The 22,712-nt window shown below is 68.4% G+C and carries 18 protein-coding genes; 15 read left to right on the forward strand and 3 right to left on the reverse strand.

Annotated elements, in window-relative coordinates:
* Positions 1 to 18 precede the first annotated feature (18 nt).
* The 15 genes from NVV99_RS17040 (at position 19) to NVV99_RS17110 (ending at position 18,031) form a co-directional block, all read left to right on the forward strand.
* A complete protein-coding gene (locus NVV99_RS17040; RefSeq protein ID WP_024101837.1) occupies positions 19 to 1,152 on the forward strand; it encodes an FAD-dependent oxidoreductase in 1,134 nt (377 codons plus the stop codon).
* Positions 1,149 to 1,655 (forward strand): GNAT family N-acetyltransferase, encoded by a 507-nt coding sequence (locus NVV99_RS17045; protein WP_041803440.1) that lies wholly within the window; start codon positions 1,149 to 1,151, stop codon positions 1,653 to 1,655. The genes NVV99_RS17040 and NVV99_RS17045 overlap by 4 nt, the downstream gene beginning before the upstream one ends.
* Complete coding sequence (locus NVV99_RS17050; RefSeq protein ID WP_024101835.1) at positions 1,652 to 2,698, forward strand: LLM class flavin-dependent oxidoreductase; 1,047 nt, start codon at positions 1,652 to 1,654, stop codon at positions 2,696 to 2,698. Before NVV99_RS17045 ends, NVV99_RS17050 begins: the two co-directional genes overlap by 4 nt.
* Before the next feature lie 210 nt (positions 2,699 to 2,908).
* Complete coding sequence (locus NVV99_RS17055; protein ID WP_024101834.1) at positions 2,909 to 4,537, forward strand: ABC transporter substrate-binding protein; 1,629 nt, start codon at positions 2,909 to 2,911, stop codon at positions 4,535 to 4,537.
* 3 nt (positions 4,538 to 4,540) lie between these two features.
* Positions 4,541 to 5,551: an ABC transporter permease gene (locus NVV99_RS17060; protein ID WP_024101833.1), complete on the forward strand. Its 1,011-nt coding sequence runs from the start codon at positions 4,541 to 4,543 to the stop codon at positions 5,549 to 5,551.
* Positions 5,544 to 6,437, forward strand: coding sequence for an ABC transporter permease (locus NVV99_RS17065; protein ID WP_024101832.1), 894 nt, complete (start codon positions 5,544 to 5,546; stop codon positions 6,435 to 6,437). The genes NVV99_RS17060 and NVV99_RS17065 overlap by 8 nt, the downstream gene beginning before the upstream one ends.
* Positions 6,434 to 8,029, forward strand: coding sequence for an ABC transporter ATP-binding protein (locus NVV99_RS17070; protein WP_024101831.1), 1,596 nt, complete (start codon positions 6,434 to 6,436; stop codon positions 8,027 to 8,029). Before NVV99_RS17065 ends, NVV99_RS17070 begins: the two co-directional genes overlap by 4 nt.
* Positions 8,019 to 9,110, forward strand: a complete 1,092-nt coding sequence (locus NVV99_RS17075) for an LLM class flavin-dependent oxidoreductase (protein WP_024101830.1) — start codon at positions 8,019 to 8,021, stop codon at positions 9,108 to 9,110. Before NVV99_RS17070 ends, NVV99_RS17075 begins: the two co-directional genes overlap by 11 nt.
* Before the next feature lie 13 nt (positions 9,111 to 9,123).
* Positions 9,124 to 10,494: an NtaA/DmoA family FMN-dependent monooxygenase gene (locus tag NVV99_RS17080; protein ID WP_024101829.1), complete on the forward strand. Its 1,371-nt coding sequence runs from the start codon at positions 9,124 to 9,126 to the stop codon at positions 10,492 to 10,494.
* Positions 10,491 to 11,261: a DUF1684 domain-containing protein gene (locus NVV99_RS17085; RefSeq protein ID WP_024101828.1), complete on the forward strand. Its 771-nt coding sequence runs from the start codon at positions 10,491 to 10,493 to the stop codon at positions 11,259 to 11,261. The genes NVV99_RS17080 and NVV99_RS17085 overlap by 4 nt, the downstream gene beginning before the upstream one ends.
* Positions 11,258 to 12,397, forward strand: coding sequence for an LLM class flavin-dependent oxidoreductase (locus NVV99_RS17090; RefSeq protein ID WP_024101827.1), 1,140 nt, complete (start codon positions 11,258 to 11,260; stop codon positions 12,395 to 12,397). The genes NVV99_RS17085 and NVV99_RS17090 overlap by 4 nt, the downstream gene beginning before the upstream one ends.
* Positions 12,398 to 12,552: 155 nt before the next feature.
* Positions 12,553 to 13,413 (forward strand): endonuclease domain-containing protein, encoded by an 861-nt coding sequence (locus NVV99_RS17095; protein WP_024101826.1) that lies wholly within the window; start codon positions 12,553 to 12,555, stop codon positions 13,411 to 13,413.
* Positions 13,414 to 13,538: 125 nt separating this feature from the next.
* Positions 13,539 to 14,552 carry a glucose-6-phosphate dehydrogenase (coenzyme-F420) gene (fgd, locus tag NVV99_RS17100; protein WP_024101825.1) on the forward strand — a complete coding sequence of 338 codons (1,014 nt, stop codon included), beginning with the start codon at positions 13,539 to 13,541 and terminating at the stop codon, positions 14,550 to 14,552.
* Between the two features lie 183 nt (positions 14,553 to 14,735).
* A complete protein-coding gene (gene pta, locus NVV99_RS17105; protein WP_024101824.1) occupies positions 14,736 to 16,820 on the forward strand; it encodes a phosphate acetyltransferase in 2,085 nt (694 codons plus the stop codon).
* Positions 16,817 to 18,031, forward strand: a complete 1,215-nt coding sequence (locus NVV99_RS17110; RefSeq protein WP_006553664.1) for an acetate/propionate family kinase — start codon at positions 16,817 to 16,819, stop codon at positions 18,029 to 18,031. The genes pta and NVV99_RS17110 overlap by 4 nt, the downstream gene beginning before the upstream one ends.
* A gap of 7 nt (positions 18,032 to 18,038) precedes the next feature.
* On the opposite strand, the gene NVV99_RS17115 is transcribed toward NVV99_RS17110, so the two are convergent.
* The 3 genes from NVV99_RS17115 to NVV99_RS17125 are packed head-to-tail and all read right to left on the reverse strand — an operon-like array spanning position 18,039 to position 22,656.
* Positions 18,039 to 20,348: a serine/threonine-protein kinase gene (locus tag NVV99_RS17115; protein ID WP_024101823.1), complete on the reverse strand. Its 2,310-nt coding sequence runs from the start codon at positions 20,346 to 20,348 to the stop codon at positions 18,039 to 18,041.
* Positions 20,345 to 21,307: a glutamate ABC transporter substrate-binding protein gene (locus NVV99_RS17120; protein WP_024101822.1), complete on the reverse strand. Its 963-nt coding sequence runs from the start codon at positions 21,305 to 21,307 to the stop codon at positions 20,345 to 20,347. The genes NVV99_RS17115 and NVV99_RS17120 overlap by 4 nt, the downstream gene beginning before the upstream one ends.
* A complete protein-coding gene (locus NVV99_RS17125) occupies positions 21,304 to 22,656 on the reverse strand; it encodes a hypothetical protein (RefSeq protein WP_024101821.1) in 1,353 nt (450 codons plus the stop codon). Before NVV99_RS17125 ends, NVV99_RS17120 begins: the two co-directional genes overlap by 4 nt.
* Positions 22,657 to 22,712: the final 56 nt, after the last annotated feature.

Below are 22,712 nucleotides of genomic sequence, written 5' to 3' on the forward strand. Positions count from 1 at the left end.
AAGCGAGAGGAAGACGGCATGACTCGCGTCAGCAGACTCGTCGACGTCGTGGTGATCGGTGGCGGTGTCATCGGCTCTGCGGCGGCCTGGCGACTCGCCGCACGTGGCCGAACGGTGGTCCTGCTCGAACAGTTCGAGCAGGGACACCACCGCGGTGCCTCGCACGGCACCTCCCGCATCTACCGGCAGGCCTACGACGGGCAGTTCTACACCGCACTCGCGGCCCGCACCCTGCCGCTCTGGCGGCGGCTCGAGGAGACCACCGGCAGCCGGGTCCTCGAACTCACCGGGGCGGTCGACCACGGACTCCCGACGGCCGTCCACGCCAAGGCGAAGGCGCTGTATCAGCTCGGTATCGCGCACAGTGTCCTCACACCGGCCGAGGCGCAGCGCCGCTGGCACGGCATCAGATTCGACACCACGGTGCTGCACCACCCCGACGCCGGCCGGTTGCACGCCGACCGTTCGGTGACGGCACTGCAACAGGCCGCGGCGCAGGCCGGCGCGGACGTCCGGCACACCACCCCGGTCCGCACCGTCCGCGCGTCCGATCGCGGCGTCGAGATCGTGCTCGACACCGAGGTGATCACCGCGCGGCACGTCGTCGTCGCGGCGGGAGCATGGACGCGGACCGTCCTGGACGGGCTTACCGGTGGCACAGCACCCCACCTGCCGGCCCTGCGCACGACACAGGAACAACCGGCGCACTTCGTCCCGTTCACCGACGCGCAGTGGCCGAGCTTCGTCCACCACCGCGGTGCCGAACTCGACGGGGAGGGCATCTACGGCCTCGGTTCCGTCGACGGCATCAAGATCGGTGAACACGGCACCGGGCCGCATGTCGAACCCGACAGCCGCAGCTTCGTGGCGGACCCGGACGGTGTGCGCCGGCTCGTCGACTACGCGCGCACGTGGCTGCCGGGCGTCGATGCCGAGAGCGCACGGGTGGATACCTGCCTGTACACGACGACACCGGACTCGAACTTCGTCGTCGACCGAGCAGGCGCCGTCACCGTCGCCGCCGGATTCTCGGGGCACGGCTTCAAATTCGCGCCCGCCATCGGCGAACTCGTCGCCGACCTCGCCGACGGCACCGCCACCAGCCCCGAACCGTTCCGATTCGGCACGCGGCAACCGGCGGTGGCCTCGTGAGCGGGACCAGCAGACTCGAGGTCAGGGCGGTGCGTCAGGACGATCCCCTCGCCGCACCGCTGCTCGAGGAACTCGCGGTCGAGTACAGCACCCGCTACGAGCACTCCTTCGACGAACAGTACGAGAGTCTCGTCGGCTACCCGGAGGACCGGTTCGCGCCACCCGACGGTGCCCTGCTCGTCCTCATCGAGGACGGGGTGCCCGTCGCCGGTGGCGCCTTCCAGCGCTACGACGAGAACACCGCAGAACTCAAACGGATCTGGACGTCGAAGGACCATCGACGTCGCGGTCTCGGTCGCATCGTGGTCGCCGAACTCGAAGCCGAGGCCCTGCGTCGCGGATACACCCGCATCTACCTCACGACAGGGTGGCGGCAACCCGAGGCCGTCGCGCTGTATCTCGCGGCCGGATACACCGCCCTGTTCGACTCCCGGCGACCCGCCGAGGAGATCGGTCCGCATCCCTTCGAGAAGTTCCTGGTCGGAAAGGCGGTCTCCGCATGAAGTTCCTGCTGCTCAGTCTCATCACCCACCATCCCGATCCCGTGACGGGAGAATGGCTCTCGCCGTCCGAACGGATCCGGGAGGTCGTCGACACCGCCGTGCTCGCCGAACAACTCGGATTCGAAGGATTCGCGGTGGGGGAGCGGCACGAGAAGCCGTTCCTCGCGTCGTCGCCTCCGGTGATCCTGGCCCACATCGCGGCGCGGACCAGCACACTCGAACTGTGGACCGGCGTCACGACGCTGAGCCTGCTCGACCCCGTCCGCGCGTTCGAGGACTACTCCACGCTCGACAACCTGTCGGGTGGGCGCCTGCAGCTCATGATCGGCAAGGGTAACGGCACCGCCCAGGCCGACCTGTTCCACGTCACGCCCGACGACCAATGGGACCGCAACCGTGAGGGTTACGAGCTGTTCCGAGCACTGTGGGAGAACGAGACGGTCACGTGGGAGGGTCGGTTCCGGCCGTCGCTCACCGACGCCGTCACCGTACCCCGGCCGCTGCAGCAGCGCCTGACCATCTGGCACGGCAGCGCTACCAGTCGCGAATCGGTCGATCTCGCAGCCCGATACGGTGACCCGATCTTCTCCGCGAACGTCACCAACCCGATCGAACCGTACGCCGAACTCATCGACCATTACCGGGAACGGTGGGCCGCCTACGGTCACGATCCCGCCGAGGTGCGGGTCGGTGCCGGGACGGCGGGACTGTACGTCGCGCGCACCTCGCAGGAGGCGATCGAGGCCTACCGTCCCCAGTTCGAACAGCGACGCGAATTCGCTCGCGAGAACGGACTTCCCGTCGTCTTCGAGACCGTCGAGGACTTCGTCGAACGCAGCTCCGCGCTCATCGGGAGCCCTCAGCAGGTGATCGACAAGGTTCTCCGCTACCACGAACGTTTCGGCCACGAGGTCATGCACGTGACCGCCGACCGCGGCGGGTTCCACGTGGCGGAGCAGCGCGCGAGTCTCGAACTGTTCCAGGCGGAGGTCGCTCCTGGATTGCGCGCGGCGGTCCCGCACCGCGATGCCCTCACCGTCTGAGACCGCTGTCCCGGGAACCGTTTCGATCGCAGTGAAAGAAACGGTGTGCCCGATCCGCGAGACTCCGTAACCTCGGGAAGCGAGCCACCCAGAGCGGCCGCAATCCCCGCTGACATCCCGTTCCACAGGGACGACATCCCACCCCCGCCCGCTCGGCGGCATCCGCACGGTGATGCTGCCGGAGGCCTGTCCAGATCACGGAGCCCGTCGTTGTCCATCTCGTCCTCCTCCGCGTCCCGGTTCGTCGTCACGGCCGCCGCCACCGCCGTACTGGGCGCAGCGCTGACCGCCTGCGGAACCGGTGCCGCGGCGAACTCGGAGCCCACCGGCGACCCGCAGCCCGGCGGCACCCTGCGGTACGGATTGTCGGTCCCACCCACCTGCGCCGATCCCGCGCAGGCCGCCAGCAACCAGACCATCTACGTCGCCCGGCAGGTCGTCGACTCGCTCACCGACCAGGACCCCGCGACCGGTGAGATCGTGCCGTGGCTGGCGGAGAGCTGGGAATCGAACGCCGACGGCACGCAGTTCACTTTCCGGTTGAAGGAAGGCGTGACCTTCAGCGACGGCACCCCGCTGACCGCGGACTCCGTGAAGAAGAACTTCGACGCGATCGTGAACACCCTCGGCGGGGTGAAGGCGCCGCAGGCCGTGGGGTATCTCGCGGGATACGCCGGCACTACGGTCGTCGACGACCGGACCGCACAGGTGAACTTCTCCGTGCCGAACGCGCCGTTCCTGCAGGCCACCGCAAGTCATCAACTGGGCCTGCTCTCGGATGCCGACACCGCCAAGAGCGCCGAGGAACGCTGCGCCGGTGACCTGTCGGGCACCGGCCCGTTCGTCTACGAGGACTACCAGCAGGACAAGTCCGCCACCCTCGTCAAGCGCACGGGTTACTCGTGGGGTTCGGAGGCATTCGGGCACGACGGTGAGGCCTATCTCGACCGGATCGAGTTCACGATCGTCCCCGAATCCGGTGTCCGCACCGGATCGCTCGCCTCCGGTCAGCTCGACGCCATCTCGGATGCGCTGCCGCAGGACGCGGCGCAGATCGAAAGTGCCGGCGGCCGCATCCTGACCACTCCGAATCCGGGTATCCCGTTCGGCTTCCAACCCAACCTCAGTCGCGGTGTCCTCACCGACCCGGCCGTGCGCAGCGCGATCGTCCCGGCGATCAACCGGCAGGAACTGGTGGACACGGTCCTCGGACCGGACTTCCGCCCCGCGACCAGCACGCTCGCGTCCGCGACCCCCGGTTACGTCGAACTCGCCGACGTCACCTACGACCCGGTGAAGGCCGAGAAGATCCTCGACGAGGCCGGCTGGGTGCCCGGTCCCGACGGCATCCGAGTCAAGGACGGGCAGCGCCTGAGCTTCCCCGTGCTGTTCAGCTCGGTGTTCGCCGGCAACCAGGCCATTCTCGAACTGGTGCAGCAACAGTTGCGGGCGGTGGGAATCGACCTGCAGCTCGACCTCGTCTCCACTCCGGAGAACACCGCACGCCAGAATGCCGGCGACTTCGAGGCGTCCTACTACAACAGCACCCGCGCCGACGGCGACATCCTGCGCACGGCATTCGGGCTCGACGGGCGGAACCTCAACCAGCGCAATCCCATTCCGGATCTCGACGACGTGCTCGCCCAGCAGCTGTCCACGACCGACCCGGCCGCACGTGCCGAGCTCATCGGCCGGGCGCAGCAGCTCGTCCTCGACAACGGACTGTGGATCCCGACGGTCGAACTGTCGCAGGCGATCGGTGCCGGACCGAACGTCGCCGACCTGAAGTTCGAGGCGTCGGCGCGACTGCAGTTCTTCGACACCTGGCTGGGCGAGTAGATCATGCTGCGCTATCTCGGTTTCCGTGTGCTCCAGGCCGTCGGGGTGCTGTGGGCGGCGTTCACGGTGTCGTTCGCGGTCCTGTTCCTGCTCCCCTCGGATCCGGTCTCCCTCGCCGCCGGTGCCGACGCCGGAACACCGGTCGATGCCGCCGCTATCGAACAGCTCCAGGCGCGGTACGGCCTCGACCAACCGGTCGCGGTGCAGTACTGGAACGCGCTGAGCAACGCGGTCCGAGGCGATTTCGGTATGTCCATCTCCACCGGACAGCAGGTGACCGATGCGATCGCTGCCGCCCTGCCGAGCACCCTCGTCCTGGCGGGCACGGCCCTGGTGTTCGCCCTGGTGTTCGGCACGGCGGTCGCCTTCCTCGCGACCTACACCCGGGCGCAGCGGCTCCGTAGCCTGCTGTTCTCGCTACCACCGCTGGGTGTTGCGGTGCCGACCTTCTGGGTGGGCCTGATCCTGTTGCAGCTCTTCTCGTTCCGATTGAGACTGTTCCCGGCTTTCGGTGACCAGGGCATCGAGCACGTGATCCTTCCTGCGATCACCCTGGCGCTGCCCACCGGCGCGGTGATCGCCCAGGTCCTCGCGACCAGCCTGCAGACGACCTGGCGGCAGCCGTTCATCGAAGCGGCGCGTGCGAAAGGCGCGTCCCGCCTGCGTATCCAGACGCGGCACGCCCTGAAGCTGTCGAGCATCCCCGCCTTCACGATCGCCGGCGTCATCGTCGGCAACCTCATCGCGGGGTCCGTGGTGGTCGAGACGGTCTTCTCCCGGGCCGGTATCGGGCGTCTGACCCAGATGTCGGTGATGGCGCAGGACATTCCGGTGGTGCTCGGCATCGTCGTGTTCTCGTCCACCGTATTCGTGCTCGTCAACCTCGCCGTCGACCTGCTCTACCCCCTCATCGACCCGCGGATCACCCACGGCATCGACCGGGGTGGCGCAGCCTCGACCGAGGACGATCCGACCCACGACGACACTCTCCTGGAGGTCGAGGCACGTGTCTGACACTCTCGTCCGCGAAACACTTCCGGCAACGCCGCTACCGGAACCTCATTCGCGCAGAAGAATCCGGATCACGTCCGTCGCGGCAGGGGTGCGGCGCAACGCCGTGCTCGTCGTGTCGTCGATCGTGCTGCTCCTCGCGGTGGGCTTCGCGCTGTTCCCGTCGCTCTTCGCTTCGGGCGACCCGCTGCAGGGTGTGCCCGCCGAGAAGCTGCAGGGACCGAGCGTCGCGCACTGGTTCGGCACCGACAATCTCGGCCGAGACGTGTACACGCGCGTCGTGCACGGATCCGGTCTGTCGCTCACCGCGACGCTCGTCGCGGTCGGCCTCGCCCTCGTGGTCGGCTCGTTGATCGGGCTGCTGTCCGGTGCGGTCGGCGGTGCCATCGACGCCGCACTCATGCGCCTCGTCGACGTCCTGCTGTCCATCCCCGCGCTGTTGCTGTCCCTCGCGCTCGTCACGGCCCTCGGTTTCGGCACGATGAACGTCGCGATCGCCGTGGGCGTGAGCCTCGTGGCGAACTTCGCGCGCGTCATGCGTTCGGAAGTGCTGCGGGTACGCAAGGCGCTCTACGTCGAAGCGGCGTTCGCGTGCGGAGTCCGGTGGCACACCGTGCTGCGCCGGCACGTGCTGCGCAATTCGTACGCCCCCGTCGCGGCCCTCGCCGCCGTCGAATTCGGTATGGCCGTGCTGGCCGTGTCGTCGCTGAGTTTCCTCGGATTCGGTGCCGTGCCGCCGACACCCGAATGGGGGTCGCTGATCTCGGAGGGCCGCAACTATCTCGCCGCGGCCTGGTGGATGACGACCCTGCCGGGCCTGGTCATCGTCGCCATCGTGCTCTCGGCCCACCGCATCGGCCACGCCCTCGAGGACAGGAGCGCACGATGAGCCTCCTCGAAGTGCGCGACCTGCAGGTCGCCTACGGGCCGTCGCGCGAACCGGTGGTCGCGGTGAACGGTGTCGATCTCACCGTCGGTCGCGGCGAGGTCGTCGCGGTGGTCGGCGAGTCGGGATCGGGCAAGTCCACGACGGCGCACGCGATCATCGGGTTGCTTGCCGGAACCGGTCGCGTCACGGCCGGGTCGGTGTCCTTCGACGGCACGTCGCTGAACGACCTGTCCGAGCATGCCTTCGAACGCATCCGCGGCGCCCGGATCGGATTCGTTCCGCAGGACCCGACGACCTCCCTCAATCCCGTCATCCGCATCGGCGACCAGATCGCCGAGGTGCTGCGCATCCACGGTCTCGCCGACCGGCGCACCGCCCGGATCGAGGCGCTGCGCATCCTCAAGGAGGCCGGGCTCGACGACCCGCAGCTGCGCGCGAAGCAGTACCCGCAGGAACTGTCCGGCGGTCAGCGCCAGCGGGTGCTCATCGGTATCGCCCTCGCCTGCCGGCCCGACCTCGTCATCGCCGACGAACCGACCAGCGCACTCGACGTGACCGTCCAGCGCCGCATCCTCGACCACCTGGACACGCGGATCGCCGAGACCGGCACCGCGGTCCTGCTCATCACCCACGATCTGGGCGTCGCGGCGGATCGCGCCGACCGCATCGTCGTGATGCAGGGCGGCCGGGTCGTCGAGACCGGACCGGCGGCGCAGGTCCTCACCGACCCGCAACACGAGTACACGCGCGCGCTCATCGCGGCCGCGCCGAGCCTCGCGGAACGGTCCGTGCGACCCGCCCTGAAAGAGGCCACTCCGATCCTGTCGGTGTCGAAGGTGTCGAAGACCTTCCGCATCGACCGGAAGTCCTCGCTGCACGCCGTGCGGGATGTGTCCTTCGACGTTCCCCGCGGCGGCACCCTCTCGCTGGTCGGGGAGTCGGGTTCGGGCAAGTCTACGGTCGCGCGCATCGCGATCCGGCTCGAGACCCCGACCGCCGGATCGGTCCGGTTCGACGGTGACGACATCACCGCGCTCGGGGGCCGTGCCCTGCGGGCGCTGCGACGCCGGGTGCAGATCGTGCATCAGAATCCCTACGCCTCGCTCGACCCGAAACTGAGGATCCGCGACATCGTCGCCGAACCCCTCGAGGCGTTCGGTGTCGGCACGAGAGCCGAACGCGCCGAGCACGTCGTCCGCCTCCTCGATCAAGTGGCGTTGTCGACGGCACATCTGGACCGCAGACCCGCCGAACTGTCCGGTGGGCAGCGGCAACGCGTGGCCATCGCACGGGCCATCGCCCTGAACCCCGAGCTGCTGGTCCTCGACGAGCCCGTCTCGGCGCTCGACGTGTCGGTCCAGGCTCAGATCCTCGACCTGCTCACCTCGCTGCAGGCCGAACTCGGACTCGGCTACCTGTTCATCTCGCACGACCTCGCCGTCGTCCGGCAGATCAGCGACACCGTCGCCGTGATGCGCGCCGGTCGGGTCGTCGAATACGGCTCCACCGCAAAAATTTTCGACAACCCCCAACACGAGTACACGCAGACGTTACTCGAGGCCATCCCCGGGAAGGTCCATCATGTCCGATAGTTCAGAGTTGTTGCTGGCCGTCGACTTCGCCGGCACCGGCATTCACCCCTCGTCCTGGCGACGCGACGACTCGCGCGCCGAGGAACTGTTCACCCCCCGCTACTGGGCAGACCTCGTCGGTGCTGCCGATCGCGCCGGCGTCGACTTCGCGTTCTTCCCCGACACCTTCGGCGTCGTCTCGGACGCGACCACGGTGCGCGGCCGGCTCGAAGCCGTCGGCCTCGCGGCGCGACTGACCACCGCAACCACGCGCATCGGCCTGATCCCCACGGCCACCGTCACCCACACAGAGCCGTTCCACGTCGCCAAGGCGATCCAGACGATCGACCACACCACACTCGGTCGCGCCGGGTGGGAGGTCGCGGTGACACCGGGCGTCGTGGAGTTGTTCGGCCGCAAGGACGATCAGGACACCGCGTCGCTGTGGGCCGAGGCGCACGAGGCCGCCGAGGTCGCGGCGCGACTGTGGGACAGCTGGGAGGACGACGCCGAGATCCGCGACGTCGCCACCGGCCGCTTCATCGATCGCGACAAGGTCCACTACATCGACTTCGTCGGCGAGTACTTCTCCGTCAAGGGATCGTCGATCGTGCCGCGATCCCCACAAGGACATCCGCTGGTCGCGGTGACGGTGACCGGTGCCGACTCCTTCGGATTCGCCGCGCAGCGAGCCGATCTCGTCCGTATCCGCGCCACCGACCTCGCCGCCGCATCCGAACTGGCCGGCCGCATCCGGGCCGCGGCGGGCGACCGGCCGATCTTCGTGCTGCTCGACGTCGACGTCCTGCTCGGCGACGACGCCGCAGCGGATCTCGCGCAGCTCGAGGCGTGGGCGGGGGAGCCGTACCGCTCCGACACGCTCGTCCACGTCGGTACGTCCGAGGACCTGATCGAACTGCTCGGCGACGCAAAGGGTGTGGACGGGGTGACCCTGCGGCCGCTCGCTCTGCCGTCCACCCTCCGCCGCCTCGTCGAGAACGTGCTACCCGTCGTCCGCGCCGAGGTCGCACCCACCACCGGAACCCTCCGCGACAGGCTCGGTCTGCCCCGTCCCGCCAACCGCTTCGCGGCTGCTCACTGAAGGAACGATCATCGTGTCCCGCAACATTGTTCGTAAGCAGATCCACCTCGCCGCGCATTTCCCCGGTGTCAACAACACCACGGTGTGGGCCGACCCCGCGTCGAAGAGCCAGATCGACTTCTCGTCGTTCCTGCACCTCGCCCACACCGCCGAACGCGGTAGGTTCGACTTCTTCTTCCTCGCCGAAGGACTCCGGCTGCGTGAGCACCGCGGCCGCATCCACGACCTCGACGTCGTGGGGCGCCCCGACACCCTCACGGTGCTCGAGGCCCTCGCCGGTGCCACCACCCGCCTCGGCCTGGCCGGCACCATCAACACGACCTTCAACGAGCCGTACGAACTGGCCAAGCAGTTCGCGACCCTCGACCACCTCTCGGACGGTCGCGCCGCGTGGAACCTCGTCACCTCGTCGGATGCGTTCACCGGCGAGAACTTCCGTCGTGGTGGTTTCCTCGAGCACTCGCAGCGGTACGTCCGTGCCGCCGAGGTCGTCGACGTGGTGCGGGAACTGTGGGACGGCTGGTCGGCCCGCGGTCCCGAGATCGACCGTGGGGCCGGGATCTTCGCTCCCGACGGCGACATCGCGTCGTTCGACATCCACACCACCCAGTTCGACATCGCGGGTCGCTTCGAGGTGCCGCGCAGTCCCCAAGGGCATCCCGTCCTCCTGCAGGCCGGCGACTCCGATGAGGGTCGTGAGTTCGGTGCCGCCAAGGCCGACGCCATCTTCAGCCGGCACGGCACGCTCGAGGAGGGTCGCGCGTTCTACACCGACGTCAAGAACCGCCTCGCGAAGTACGGACGCAGCTGGGACGAGCTGAAGATCCTGCCCGCCGCGACCTTCGTCCTCGGCGACACCGAAGCCGAAGCGCACGAGCGGGCGCGGCAGATCCGCCTACAGCAGGTCGGTCCGCAGACGGCCATCGCCTTCCTCGAACAGGTGTGGGGCAAGGACCTGTCGTCATACGATCCGGACGGCCCGCTGCCGGAGGTCGACCCCGAGGACAACGTCACCATCACGCGCGGCCGCGTGCGCCACGCCAAGGATCCGCTCGCCGTCGCCCGGCAGTGGAAGGAGAAGGCGGACGCCGAGAACCTGAGCATCCGCGAACTCGTCATCGAGGTCACCGCACGCCAGCAGTTCATCGGAACGCCGCAGCAGGTCGCGGACGAGATCGACCTCTACGTCCAGACCGACGCCAGCGACGGCTTCATCCTCGTCCCGCACCTCACCCCCGGCGGCCTCGACGAGTTCGTCGACAGGGTCGTCCCGCTGCTGCAGGAACGCGGCAGCTTCCGCACCGAATACGACAGCACCACCCTGCGCGGCCACCTCGGCCTGCGCGACCCGCACGCCGTCACCGAAGGAGCCCGCGCGTCATGACCGCAACACTCGATCAGTTCGTCGACGAATGGCAGCGGTGGCATGCCGAGCGCAACGACGGCCTGCGGCAACCGCTCGGCTGGCTGAGCCTCACCGCCCTGCACTGGCTCGACGAGACCCCCAACTCCTTCGACGAAGCGCCGGGACGGTGGCATGTCGACGGCGGATCGGTGGTCCACGAATTCGACGGTGAGACAACCACCTACGAGCCGGTCGAGGGTGCGCCCGGTCTCGAAGCGGAGTTCGACCGCGGCTTCGTCGAGATCATCAAGCGCACCGGACGATTCGGCATCCGCATCCACGACCGCACGGCGCCGGCGCTCACGTCGTTCACCAGCGTCCCGGCCTACGAACCCGACCAGTCCTGGGTACTGACCGGCCGGTTCGAGGCATTCGACGAACAGCAGGTCGTGACGACGGGCTCGGTCGTCGACGGGCTCGAACACCACCACCCGGCGGCGGGCGTGGTCCGATTCGGATACGATGGCGCCGCACACGAACTCGTCGCTTTCGGTGAAGCCGGCGGTCCGCTGCGGATCCTGTTCACCGACGCGACGAGCGGGGTGACGACCTATCCGGCAGCGCGGATCCTGCAGGTCGACACGCCGGCGGCCGACGGCACCGTCACGCTCGACTTCACCCGCGCCGCGAACCTGCCGTGTGCGTTCACCGACGCGGCGACGTGCCCGATCGCGCCGCCGCAGAACCGTCTTCCGTTCGCCGTCGAAGCCGGTGAACGCACTCCGCATGTCGGGGAGTCGTCGTGAACGCCGTGAATCCGGTTCCGCTGTCCGTGCTGGATCTTTCGCCGGTCAGCGAGGGGTCCTCGGTGCCGGAGGCGCTGCGCAACACCATCGACCTGGCGCGCCACGTCGAAGCGTGGGGGTACAAGAGGTACTGGGTCGCCGAGCACCATTTCGTCGCTGTCGCCTCGTCGGCACCCGACGTGCTCATCGGCGCGATCGCCGCCGCGACCCGCACCATCCGCATCGGTGCCGCCGCGGTTCAACTCGGACACAACACCGCGATCGGCGTCGTCGAATCCTTCGGCACCCTCGACGCCCTGTACCCGGGACGCATCGATCTCGGTCTCGGCAGGTCGGGGCAGCGACGAGCGGAGGCATTGACGGGGACGGCTCCCGAACCCGCTCCGCGGGCGACGGAGATTCGCGACGGACTGATCATCCCGCCGCCCTTCTCGCCGGCGAAGCTGCTGTCGTCGTCCCGGTCGGCCGCGAGCTTCGGCATCTTGCAGCAACCCGGTGCGCAGTCGCCCGACTTCACGCAGCAGGTCGAGGACATCCTCGCCTTCCTGGACGGCACCTACACAGCACCGGACGGAACGGATCTGCACGTCAGTCCGGGAGAAGGCGCCGACCTCGAGCTGTGGGTGTTCGGTTCGAGTGCCGGACCCTCGGCGGAACTCGCGGGTCGCCTGGGGTTGCCGTTCGGTGCGAACTACCACGTCAGCCCGGGCACGACAGTCGAAGCGGTCGAGGCGTACCGGTCGGCGTTCCGTCCGTCGCCGATCCTGGGGAAGCCCTACGTGGTGGTCTCGGCCGACGCGGTGGTCGCCGACGACGACGCCACCGCACGCGAGTTGGCGTCGACCTACGGGCATTGGACGCACAGCATTCGCTCGGGCCACGGCGCGATCCCGTACCCGGACCCGGAGACCACCCCGCCGCTGACCGACGAGGAGCGAGCCCTCGTCGACGACCGCATCGTCACCCAGTTCGTGGGGGCGCCGAGCTCGGTGGCGGAGCGTCTCGACACCCTCCGCCGAGTAACGGACGCCGACGAACTCGTCGTCACCTCGGTCACCCACGGCCACGAGGACCGTCTGCGTTCCTACGAACTGCTGGCCCGCGAATGGGGATTGGCGCGGGTCCGCGCCGCGTGATCGTTCGTCGAGACCGGTGTTGTTGTCGATAACTCGCGAGAAATCGACAACAACACCGGTCTCGATTCGGCGCGTCTGGGGATAACGTCGAAAGTTCTCCACAGACGGCGGATTCGGGGTACCGGGAACGCAGGAGACCGGGCACGCTCGCGCTCATGGTCGACTTCCACGAACCGTTCGCCGGCACCGATGCACTGGCGGCCGGATCGGTGACGCGGTATCAACTTCGGCACTACTTCGTGAAGCTTCATCGCAATGTGTACGTCGCTCCGGGAGTCGAAGCGACCGCGCTGCTACGCGCGAAGGCCGCCTGGTTGTGGACCGGAGGCGCCGGGGTACTGGCCGGACCGTCCGCAGCCGCCGTGCACGGGACCCGTTGGCTCGACGCGTCGTTGCCGGCGGAGATGGTGCGACCCGGAAAACTGCACTCGACGCCGGGCATCATCGTTCGCAGCGTCGACGACATCGAATCCTGCGTCGTCGACGGAATGACGGTGACGATACCGGCCCGAACGGCCTTCGACCTCGCGCGCGGTGCGGACCTCGATCGGTGCGTCGAAATGGTGGACGCGCTCTGCAATGCGACCGGAACGAAGGTCCACGAGATCGAAGCGGTGGCCGCTCGGAACAAGGGCGCTCGGCACCTCGCGTCCGTACGGAAGGTTCTCGAACTCGTCGACGGAGGTGCCGCGTCACCACCGGAGACGCACACGCGGCTGCTGATCGTCCGGTCCGGTCTGCCCGTGCCGGAGACGCAGATCGAGATCTACGACGGTGGGCGGTTCGTGGCACGTGCGGACATGGGCTGGAAGCAGTGGAGGGTCCTCGTCGAGTACGACGGTGCGCAGCACTGGACCGATCGAGTACAGCGGACCATCGACATCGACCGCTATGCGTTGCTGTCGGAGCTCGGTTGGACCGTGGTGCGTGTCGGCGCCGACCTGCTGTATCGGCGACCTCGAGTCCTCGTCGAAAGGGTGCGACGCGCGTTGCACCGCGCCGGTGCCCTCGGGTGACCTGTCGAGACCGGTGTTGTGTGCGATTTTTCGGTGAATTTCGAACACAACGTCGGTCTCGACCGACGACGAGCGTCCGGTGGGCATACTCGGGGACATCGGAACGCGAACGGTCGGAGGAATCTGTGGCTCAGGGTTTGAAGTTGGGATACAAGGCGTCGGCGGAGCAGTTCGGCCCGCGCGAGCTGGTCGAGTTGGGTGTGTTGGCCGAGGCGCACGGGATGGATTCGGCGACGGTGTCGGATCATTTCCAGCCGTGGCGGCACAACGGTGGGCATGCGCCGTTCTCGTTGGCGTGGATGACCGCTGTGGGGGAGCGCACCGAAAGGTTGCAGCTGGGCACGAGTGTGCTCACGCCGACGTTCCGGTACAACCCGGCGGTGATCGCGCAGGCCTTCGCGACGATGGGGTGTCTGTATCCGGGACGGATCTTCCTCGGGGTCGGCACCGGTGAAGCACTCAACGAGATCGCCACCGGTTATGCCGGCCAGTGGCCGGAGTTCAAGGAACGTTTCGCCCGGCTGCGTGAATCGGTGCGGTTGATGCGCGAGCTGTGGCGCGGAGACCGGGTCGATTTCGAGGGCGAGTACTACACCACCAAGGGCGCGTCGATCTACGACGTGCCCGAAGGCGGCATCCCGGTCTACGTCGCCGCCGGTGGCCCGGTCGTCGCCCGCTATGCCGGACGCGCGGGGGACGGGTTCATCTGCACCTCGGGTAAGGGCATGGAGCTCTACACCGACAAGCTGTTGCCGGCCGTGGCGGAGGGGGCGGGTAAGGCGGAGCGGGATGTCGCGGGGATCGACAAGATGATCGAGATCAAGATCTCGTACGACACCGATCCGGACAAGGCGTTGGAGAACACCCGGTTCTGGGCACCGCTGTCGCTGACGCCGGAGCAGAAGCATTCGATCGATGATCCGATGGAGATGGAGGCGGCGGCGGATGCGTTGCCGATCGAGCAGGTCGCCAAGCGGTGGATCGTGGCGTCGGATCCGGACGAGGCGGTCGAGCAGGTCAGGGCGTATGTCGATGCGGGGTTGAATCATCTGGTGTTCCATGCGCCGGGTCATGATCAGAAGCGGTTCCTGGAGTTGTTCGAGCGCGACCTCGCCCCGCGCCTGCGCGCACTCACCTGACGTCCGACCCGCAAGGTGCCGCTTCTCCGCTGAGTAGGAGCGGCACCGAGCAGCCCGACACCCCGCGCGTGCTGCAGACCCATTCCTGACATCCCGCGACTCCCATGCCCGGCCGGACACCGCCGGCCGGGCGTGTGCGCGGGTACGCGGGACGGAGCAAAGTTTGCAGTTAGGGTGGAATCCATGAGTGCTGCTGCAGGGTCCGTCTCGAGCATCTACATCGCAGCTCCGGAAGGGGACACCGGGAAGTCGACGGTCGCCCTGGGCGTGCTGCAGACGCTGTGCGCGTCCACCGCCCGCGTCGGTGTCTTCCGTCCCATCGCGCGCTCCGACAGCGACATCGACTACATCCTCGAACTGTTGCTCGAACACACCACCGTCGACCTCGCCTACGAGGACTGCATCGGCGTCACCTACGACGACGTCCACGACGACCCGGACGCCGCGCTCAGCGACATCGTCGGCAAGTACCACGCGGTGGCGGACCGCTGCGACGCCGTCGTCATCGTCGGCAGCGACTACACCGAGATCGCCAACCCCAGCGAACTGTCGTACAACGCCCGCATCGCGGCGAACCTCGACGCCCCGGTACTGCTCGTCCTGCGCGGTTCCCGCCGCACGCCCTCGGAGATCGCCCAGCTCGCCGGTGTGTGTGCGAACGAGCTCGCGGGACAGCACGCGCATCTCGGCGCGGTGGTGGTGAACCGCTGCGACCCCCATGCACTCGACGAGATCGCCCGGGCTCTCGGCGACCGCACCGAACCGGTGTGGACGCTCCCGGAGGTGCCCGCACTGGTCGCGCCGACGATGGCCGAGCTGCAGACCGCGATCGGAGGCGAGCTCTACAGCGGTGACCCCGACCTGCTGCAGCGGGAAGCGCTGCGGATCATGGTCGGTGGCATGACCGCCGAACGGATTCTCGAGCGGCTCACCGACGGCGTCGTCGTCATCGCTCCCGCCGACCGCTCCGACGTCATCCTCGCGCTGGTCAATGCCAATGCCGCCGAAGGATTCCCGACGCTCGCCGGCATCATCATGAACGGGGGCCTGCTGCCGCACCCGATGATCGCGCAGCTCGTCACGGCCTTGAAGCCGTCGCTGCCGATACTCACCACCGAACTCGGCACCTTCGACACCGCCTCGGCTGCCGACCGCACCCGAGGCCGCATGGCCCTCGGCGCACAGCGCAAGATCGACACGGCACTCGCGCTCATGGAACGACACGTCGATTCCCGTTCTCTGCTCGACCGGTTGCGACTGCCGCGACCGTCCGTGACCACCCCGCAGATGTTCGAATACCAGCTCATCGACCGCGCGCGGGCCCAGCAGCGGCACATCGTGTTGCCCGAGGGCGAGGACGACCGCATCCTTCGAGCCGCCGGACGCGTGCTCCAGCGTGGCATCGCGAAGCTGACGATCCTCGGCGACGAGGCAGCCGTCCGCCAGCGGGCGTCGGAACTCGGGGTGGACCTGTCGCAGGCGCAGATCCTCGACCCGCGCACTTCCGAGCACGCCGACCGGTTCGCGGAGGAGTACGCGCGGCTGCGTGCCCACAAGGGCATGACCGTCGAACGTGCGCGCGAGATCATGCGCGACATCTCATATTTCGGCACGATGATGGTGCACCTGGGACTGGCCGACGGCATGGTTTCGGGCGCGGCCCACACCACCGCCCACACGATCCGCCCCGCCCTCGAGATCATCAAGACCGAACCGGGCGTCTCCACGGTGTCGAGCATCTTCCTGATGTGCCTCGCCGACCGTGTCCTCGCGTACGGCGACTGCGCCGTCGTCCCCGACCCGACCGCCGACCAGCTCGCCGACATCGCGATTTCGTCCGCCGCGACCGCCGCCCGGTTCGGCATCGACCCGAGGGTCGCGATGCTGTCGTACTCCACCGGCGAATCCGGTTCGGGTGCCGACGTCGACAAGGTCCGCTCGGCCACGACGTTGGTGCGGGAGCGGCGACCCGACCTGCTGGTGGAAGGTCCGATCCAGTACGACGCGGCGATCGAACCGACGGTCGCGAGCGCGAAGCTGCCCGACTCCGACGTCGCCGGACGCGCCACGGTGTTCATCTTCCCGGACCTGAACACCGGCAACAACACCTACAAGGCCGTGCAGCGCAGCGCCGGTGCCGTCGCCGTCGGACCCGTCCTGCAAGGCCTGAACAAGCCGGTCAACGACCTCTCGCGGGGCGCCCTGATCCAGGACATCGTCAACACCATCGCCATCACCGCGATCCAGGCGCAGGAGGAAGACGCGTGAGCAGCCCGAACCCGGTCACCGCAGGCACCGTCCTGGTCCTCAACTCCGGATCGTCGTCGATCAAGTTCCAGCTGATCGAACCGGAGAGCGGAAAGTCGCTGGCGCACGGACTGATCGAGCGGATCGGGGAACCGGAGGGCCGGATCGTCTTCCACCACACGGCGGGGGCGGACGAACGCAACGACGCCATCGCCGACCACCGGACCGGACTGCGTGCGGTACTGGAGATGCTCGAAGGGCTGGGCCGTCCGCTGCACGAGGTGGGCATCGTCGCCGTCGGACACCGACTCGTGCACGGCGGCAAGGTCTTCTACGAACCGACCCTGATCGACGACGACGTGGTCCGCGCCGTCGACGAATTGTCGATCCTTGCGCCCCTCCACAATCCGGCGAACGTCGTGGGAATGGAGGTCGCGCGGGAGGAACTGCCCGACATCCCCCATGTGGGTGTCTTCGACACCGCCTTCTTCCACGGTCTTCCGCCGCACGCGGCGACCTATGCGATCGACCGCGACATCGCCCACAAGCACGACATCCGGCGGTACGGATTCCACGGTACTTCACACGAATACGTGTCGGGGCGTGCCGCGGAGTTCCTCGGACGCGACATCGCGGACCTGAATCTGGTTGTGCTCCATCTGGGTAACGGTGCGTCGGCGTCGGCGGTCGCAGGTGGGAGCCCGATCGACACCTCGATGGGACTGACCCCGCTCGAGGGTCTCGTCATGGGCACGCGCAGCGGCGACATCGATCCGGGTGTCGTCATGCACCTCAACCGGGCGGCCGGGTTGAAGGTCGACGCCATCGACGACCTGCTCAACCGGCATTCGGGCCTGAAGGGGCTGTCGGGTGTCAACGACTTCCGGGCTCTGCTGAAGCTCGTCGGCGAGGGCGACGAGGACGCGCGACTCGCGTACGAAGTCTACGTGCATCGCATCCGGAAGTACGTGGGCGCCTACACCTTCGAGCTCGGCGGCGTCGACGCGATCGTGTTCACCGGTGGGGTGGGGGAGAACAACGTCGACGTCCGGCGCGACAGCCTCTCCGGCCTCGACCGGCTCGGCATCGTCGTCGACGATGCGCGCAACACTGCCGACGACGACGGGGAACGCCGGATCTCGGCCGACTCGTCGCAGGTGGAGGTGCTCGTGATCCCCACGAACGAGGAACTCGCCATCGCCCGCGCGGCCGTGCAGTTCGCCCGGCGCTGACTTCTGATCAGGTCAAACTGCGCGGCCGGATCGCGTTCGCGAGGTCGACGAGGGTGTAGCGGTGTGTGCGGGAAGGGGCGTTGCGCGCCAATTGCCGCAGCGCCGCCTCGGTGCCCAGGCGTAGTCCCTTCTCGGTGAACGGTACGTCGAGGATGCGGTCGTACTCGCGACTCGATGCCCGTCCACTGCGCACCCATTCGAGCGCTGTCCCGAGGACCAGTGCGCGCATCTGCAGGGCGCGACCCTCGTCGGGAGGCAGCGACGCGATCCGGTGCGCGGCCTCGCGCAGATCCGCCTCGGAGATCTCCTCGACGCGATCGCCTCGTAACAGGATCAGCGCGGCGGTCATGGTCGCGGCACTGTGGTGCCGGGAGGTCGTGGGGACCTCGTCGAGCACGTCCACGGCGGCGCGGATCTCGTCGCGGGCGGTGAGCTGGCGTGCCAACCCGAAGGCCGCGCTGACGACGGCGTGATCGGTGCGCCACACGACCCGGTAGGACTGCTCGCAGAAGCGTCGCCACGCGTCGGGGTCGTCGCTCTCCCAATGCTGCAGCGTCAGTTCGGCGGTGGCCCCGAGTGCGATCTTCGGGGCGATCTCACCCGGAAGCGCCTGCAGCACCTTGTCGAACCGGGTGAACGCTGCCTCGTAGTCGTCCTGCAGCAGTTCGGCGATGCCGGCGTACCAGTCCATGCGCCAGTCGTCGCCGGACTCGCGCTCGAGGCGGGTGAGGATCTCCACCGCGCTGTCGACCTGCCCGAGATCGAGATGGGCGCGGACCTCGGCGAGGGTGATCTCCTTGGAGAACGACACGTCGGATGCTCCGACGACCCGCCCGACCCCGTTCTCGCGCGCGTGCCGGAGCGAGTCGAGGGTCTGCTGCGGTTCGCTGTGCACCGCGGCGGCGAGGAGCGCGGCACTCGGATCGTTGGGGTCGAGCAGGGGGACGGGCAGTGCCGCCGCGACATCCTGGCCCCGCAGTTTGGGGTCGCGCTCGATCCCGTCGGCGTACACGTCGGTGGGGACGAGTGCCTCGTCGGTGCCGAAGGTCGTGCGGGGCGGGCTGAACAGCCGGGACAGTCCGGGGTGTTCGGTGCCGAGTTTCTTCGACAGGATCTCGCGCAGCACACCGGTGAGCTGTCCGTGCAATTCGTCGGCGGACGAGAAGCGCTGCTGCGGATCGGGGTTCGTGGCCCGCAGGAGCAGGCGGTGGAAGGAGTCGAACTCGTCGAGCAGGGGAGCCTGCTCGGGGGTGGGCAGACCGTCGCGGTAACGGCCTTTGTCCGAGGGCATGTCGAGGGTGAGCACCGCGAGTGTGCGTCCGACCGTGTAGATGTCGCTCGCGACCGTCGGCCCGGTCCGGACGATCTCGGGTGCTTGATATCCCGGCGTCCCGTACAGATAGCCGTATCCCTCGATCGCGGAGACGGCGCCGAGGTCGATGAGTTCGATCTGCTCGTCGGTGACCATGATGTTCTCGGGCTTGAGGTCGTTGTAGACCAGTCCGATGTCGTGCAGATACTGCAGTGCCGGTAGCACTTCGAGCATGTATGCGATGGCCTGCTCGACGGGGATGCGGTTCGGTGGGGGATAGTTGTCGAGCACGGTACGCAGGGTGTGACCACCCAGGTACTCCATGACGATGTATCCCATCGGGGTGCCGTCGGGTGAGGGGTGCTCGACGAAGTTGTAGATCTGCACGATGCTCGGATGGCTGACCTCGGCCAGGAACTGGCGTTCGGCCACCGCGACCGCCTGGGCCTCGGCGTCGCCGCCCTGCAGCAGGCCCTTCAGCACTACCCAGCGGTCGCTCACGTTGCGGTCGATCGCGAGGTAGATCCATCCCAGTCCGCCGTGGGCGAGACAACCCTGCACCTCGTACTGCCCGGCGACGAGGTCCCCGCGGTGCAGGGCCGGAGTGAACTGGAAATGTGTTCCGCACTGGGGGCAATCACCTTCTGTGGGACCCGGCCCCGACGGGGTGCTGCGTCCCACCGGTTGTCCGCACTTCGCGCAGAACCTCTTGCCTTCGGAGACGTGAGGATCGCGGAGGACGGCGTCGACCGGATCCTTCGTGGTGGGGACCGGCACGTCGACGAGGCCGGCGATGCGGCGACGCTGGGTTCCGCGCGGCCGGATGCGGCGGTTCGACGAACGTTGGGAGGACGAACGCTGGGAGGACGAGCCGGACCAGATCGACGAGCGCTGGGTGGATTCGGGCCGCGTGGCTGGGACGGGGCCGGGGCCGCGTTCGGTGGCGGGGCCGGAATCGGCCGACGGGGTATCGGCCGGTTCGGGTTCGTCGGACATGGCCGTCACTTCCGGTAGTTCGGTGTCGGGGGTGACGGAGTGGGACCGAGCACCCGCAGGTACTTGTCGTACAGCGCCGTCCACGTCCCGTCGGAGCGGATCCGTTCGAGGGTGGCGTTGACGAAGCGTACGAGCTCGTCGCTGCCCAGCCGGATTCCGATTCCGTACGGCTCCGATCCCAGGGAGGGGCCGACGAGTTCGAGATAGGGGTCCTGTGAGGCGAGTCCGGCGAGGATCGTGTCGTCGGTGCTCACGGCGTCGACCTGCTGTTGCTGGAGGACGACGAGGCAGTCGGCCCACGACGGCACGGTGAGGATCGACGCCGACGGCTGCACTTCTCGCATCCGGAGCAGCGAGGTGGTGCCCTCGACGATGCACACGCGCCGGCCGGCGAGATCGGCGGCGGAGCGGATGTCGGATCCCCGGACGACGAGCACGCGCTGCTGGGCTCGGAAGTACTCGGTGGAGAAGTCGACCTTCTCGCGTCGGGCGCACGTGATGCTCATGGTCTTCGCGACGATGTCGACGGTGGAGTCCTGCAGCGCCTTCTCGCGCTCGGCCGACGACAGGATGCGGTAGTCGACGAGGTCGGGATCGCCCAGGAGGTCGCGGGCGATCTCACGTGCGATGTCGACGTCGAAACCGGTGATGCGCCCGGTCGCGGTGTCGCGGTAGCTCATGAGGTTGCTGCCGGTGTCGAGGCCGACGATCAGCCGGCCGCGCGTGCGGATCCGATCGATCGCAGGTCCGGTGGCGTTCGGATCCGGGGGAAGCGAGGCGGTGGGATCGCCGCAGTCGGGGGCGGGCGGTGTGGCCACCGACGACTCGAGCATCCGCGCGTTCTCGGGAAGCGGGAGAGAGGTCGTCGTGCCTTGGAGGCCGGGGGCGCGCGGTGGGGGGTCGGTCGCGCACCCGCCGGCGAGTGCGGCGACGACGCACAGGCCCGCGACGAGAACGCGCTCTCTCACTGGTACTCCTTCAACCGGGGCCGGAGACCGACCCACACGCCGACCAGCGCCACCGTCAGCAGCACCACCGACATCGGTGCGAGGCCGGCGAGGGTGCGGGAGGCGCGGAACTCGTTGTCGCGCAGTTCGGTGCGGGTGTCGTCGATTCCTTCCGTCAGGGCCGCATCGAGAGCGACGAACCGGGCGGTGGACTCGCCGGGACCTGCACCGACCGCGAGGACCGAGGCCGCTGCGTAGTCGCCGCGGACGAGGGCGTCGACCATGCGTGCATGCGAGTTGATCCATGCGTCGTGCGCCGACCGGGCGGTCTCCACTGCCTCGGCGCCCGCCTCGAGGGCGGAATCGCGACCGTACTCGTCGAGGATGTTGCCGAGCCGCGCCATGTTGGTCTCGAAGGTGTCGTCGTACGCGCCGGTCGTGTCGCGCCGGGCGATCAGCAGGGTCTCGGCGGTACGCGACTGCTGGGCGAGGATCCGGCCCTCGGTGAGATCGGCGAGCGGTGCCGCACCGCGCTCGATGGCGCGTTCGGTGGCACTCGACGAGGCCAGGCCCGCGACGAGCAACCAGCACAGCAGCGCGCCGGTCGCGCCGATCGCGACGAGGATTCCGGGATTGAGGGTGCGACGACTGCGGCGGCTCACGACGGCGTGCGCCACGCACAGGGCAGCGACCGTGACGAGGAGCAATCCGATCGCGAGCCAGGGCGGTCGCACCGCGTCGCGCTGGGTGTCCTCGACCGCGGCGACGCCGCGCGTGTGCAGTTCCTGCGCGGCGGGGAGCAGTTCGGTCTGCATCAGGTGCGAGGCCTCGCCGAGATATGCGGCGCCGACCGGATGCCCGGTGCGGTTGTTGGTGCGAGCCGTCTCGATGAGACCCGTGTAGACGGGCAGCAGCCGCCCGATCTCCGTCAGGTTGTGCGCGGTCTCGCGGTCGGCATCGGTCAGGCCGGTCGCCGCGATGACGAGATATTCCGCGGCCTCGTTGGTCGCCCGGATGTAGCGACTGCGCACCGCCTCCGGTTCGAGTCCGCCCGAGATGAAGCCCGTCACGGCGGCGGCGTCGGCCACCGACAGCGCGCTGTAGAGATTCTGGGCCGCGCTGGCGAGCGGCTCGATGGACGCGAGGAGACGATCGTGGGTGGCCTGCCTGCCGGACACCATCGTTGCGGAGACCGCTGCCGAGGCGACGAGCAGCACGGTGAGCACCACCCCGAGGACCACCAACCGGACCGGCGTGGACCGGAGCAGGGCACGAGCGTCGTCGAACCGGGCGTCCGGAGTGTCCGTATCGGCGTCGTCGCGGATGTGGCTCTCGACAGGAGCGAAGGGAGGGGTGATCCGTACGTCCACCGGGCACTCCCTTCCTCGTGTCGAGCGGTCTGAGGGGAGCATATAAGCAGCCCGGC

Origin of the sequence: Rhodococcus sp. PAE-6 (genome assembly GCF_025290685.1) — a bacterium.
GTDB classification, from domain to species: Bacteria; Actinomycetota; Actinomycetes; order Mycobacteriales; family Mycobacteriaceae; genus Rhodococcus; species Rhodococcus pyridinivorans.

Bases quoted from the DNA above. Each gene is read 5' to 3' on its own strand.
- NVV99_RS17040 (WP_024101837.1), top strand. From the start codon at position 19: ATGACTCGCGTCAGCAGACTCGTCGACGTCGTGGTGATCGGTGGCGGT.
- NVV99_RS17050 (WP_024101835.1), top strand. From the start codon at position 1,652: ATGAAGTTCCTGCTGCTCAGTCTCATCACCCACCATCCCGATCCCGTG.
- NVV99_RS17060 (WP_024101833.1), top strand. From the start codon at position 4,541: ATGCTGCGCTATCTCGGTTTCCGTGTGCTCCAGGCCGTCGGGGTGCTG.
- NVV99_RS17070 (WP_024101831.1), top strand. From the start codon at position 6,434: ATGAGCCTCCTCGAAGTGCGCGACCTGCAGGTCGCCTACGGGCCGTCG.
- NVV99_RS17075 (WP_024101830.1), top strand. From the start codon at position 8,019: ATGTCCGATAGTTCAGAGTTGTTGCTGGCCGTCGACTTCGCCGGCACC.
- NVV99_RS17085 (WP_024101828.1), top strand. From the start codon at position 10,491: ATGACCGCAACACTCGATCAGTTCGTCGACGAATGGCAGCGGTGGCAT.
- NVV99_RS17095 (WP_024101826.1), top strand. From the start codon at position 12,553: ATGGTCGACTTCCACGAACCGTTCGCCGGCACCGATGCACTGGCGGCC.
- pta (WP_024101824.1), top strand. From the start codon at position 14,736: ATGAGTGCTGCTGCAGGGTCCGTCTCGAGCATCTACATCGCAGCTCCG.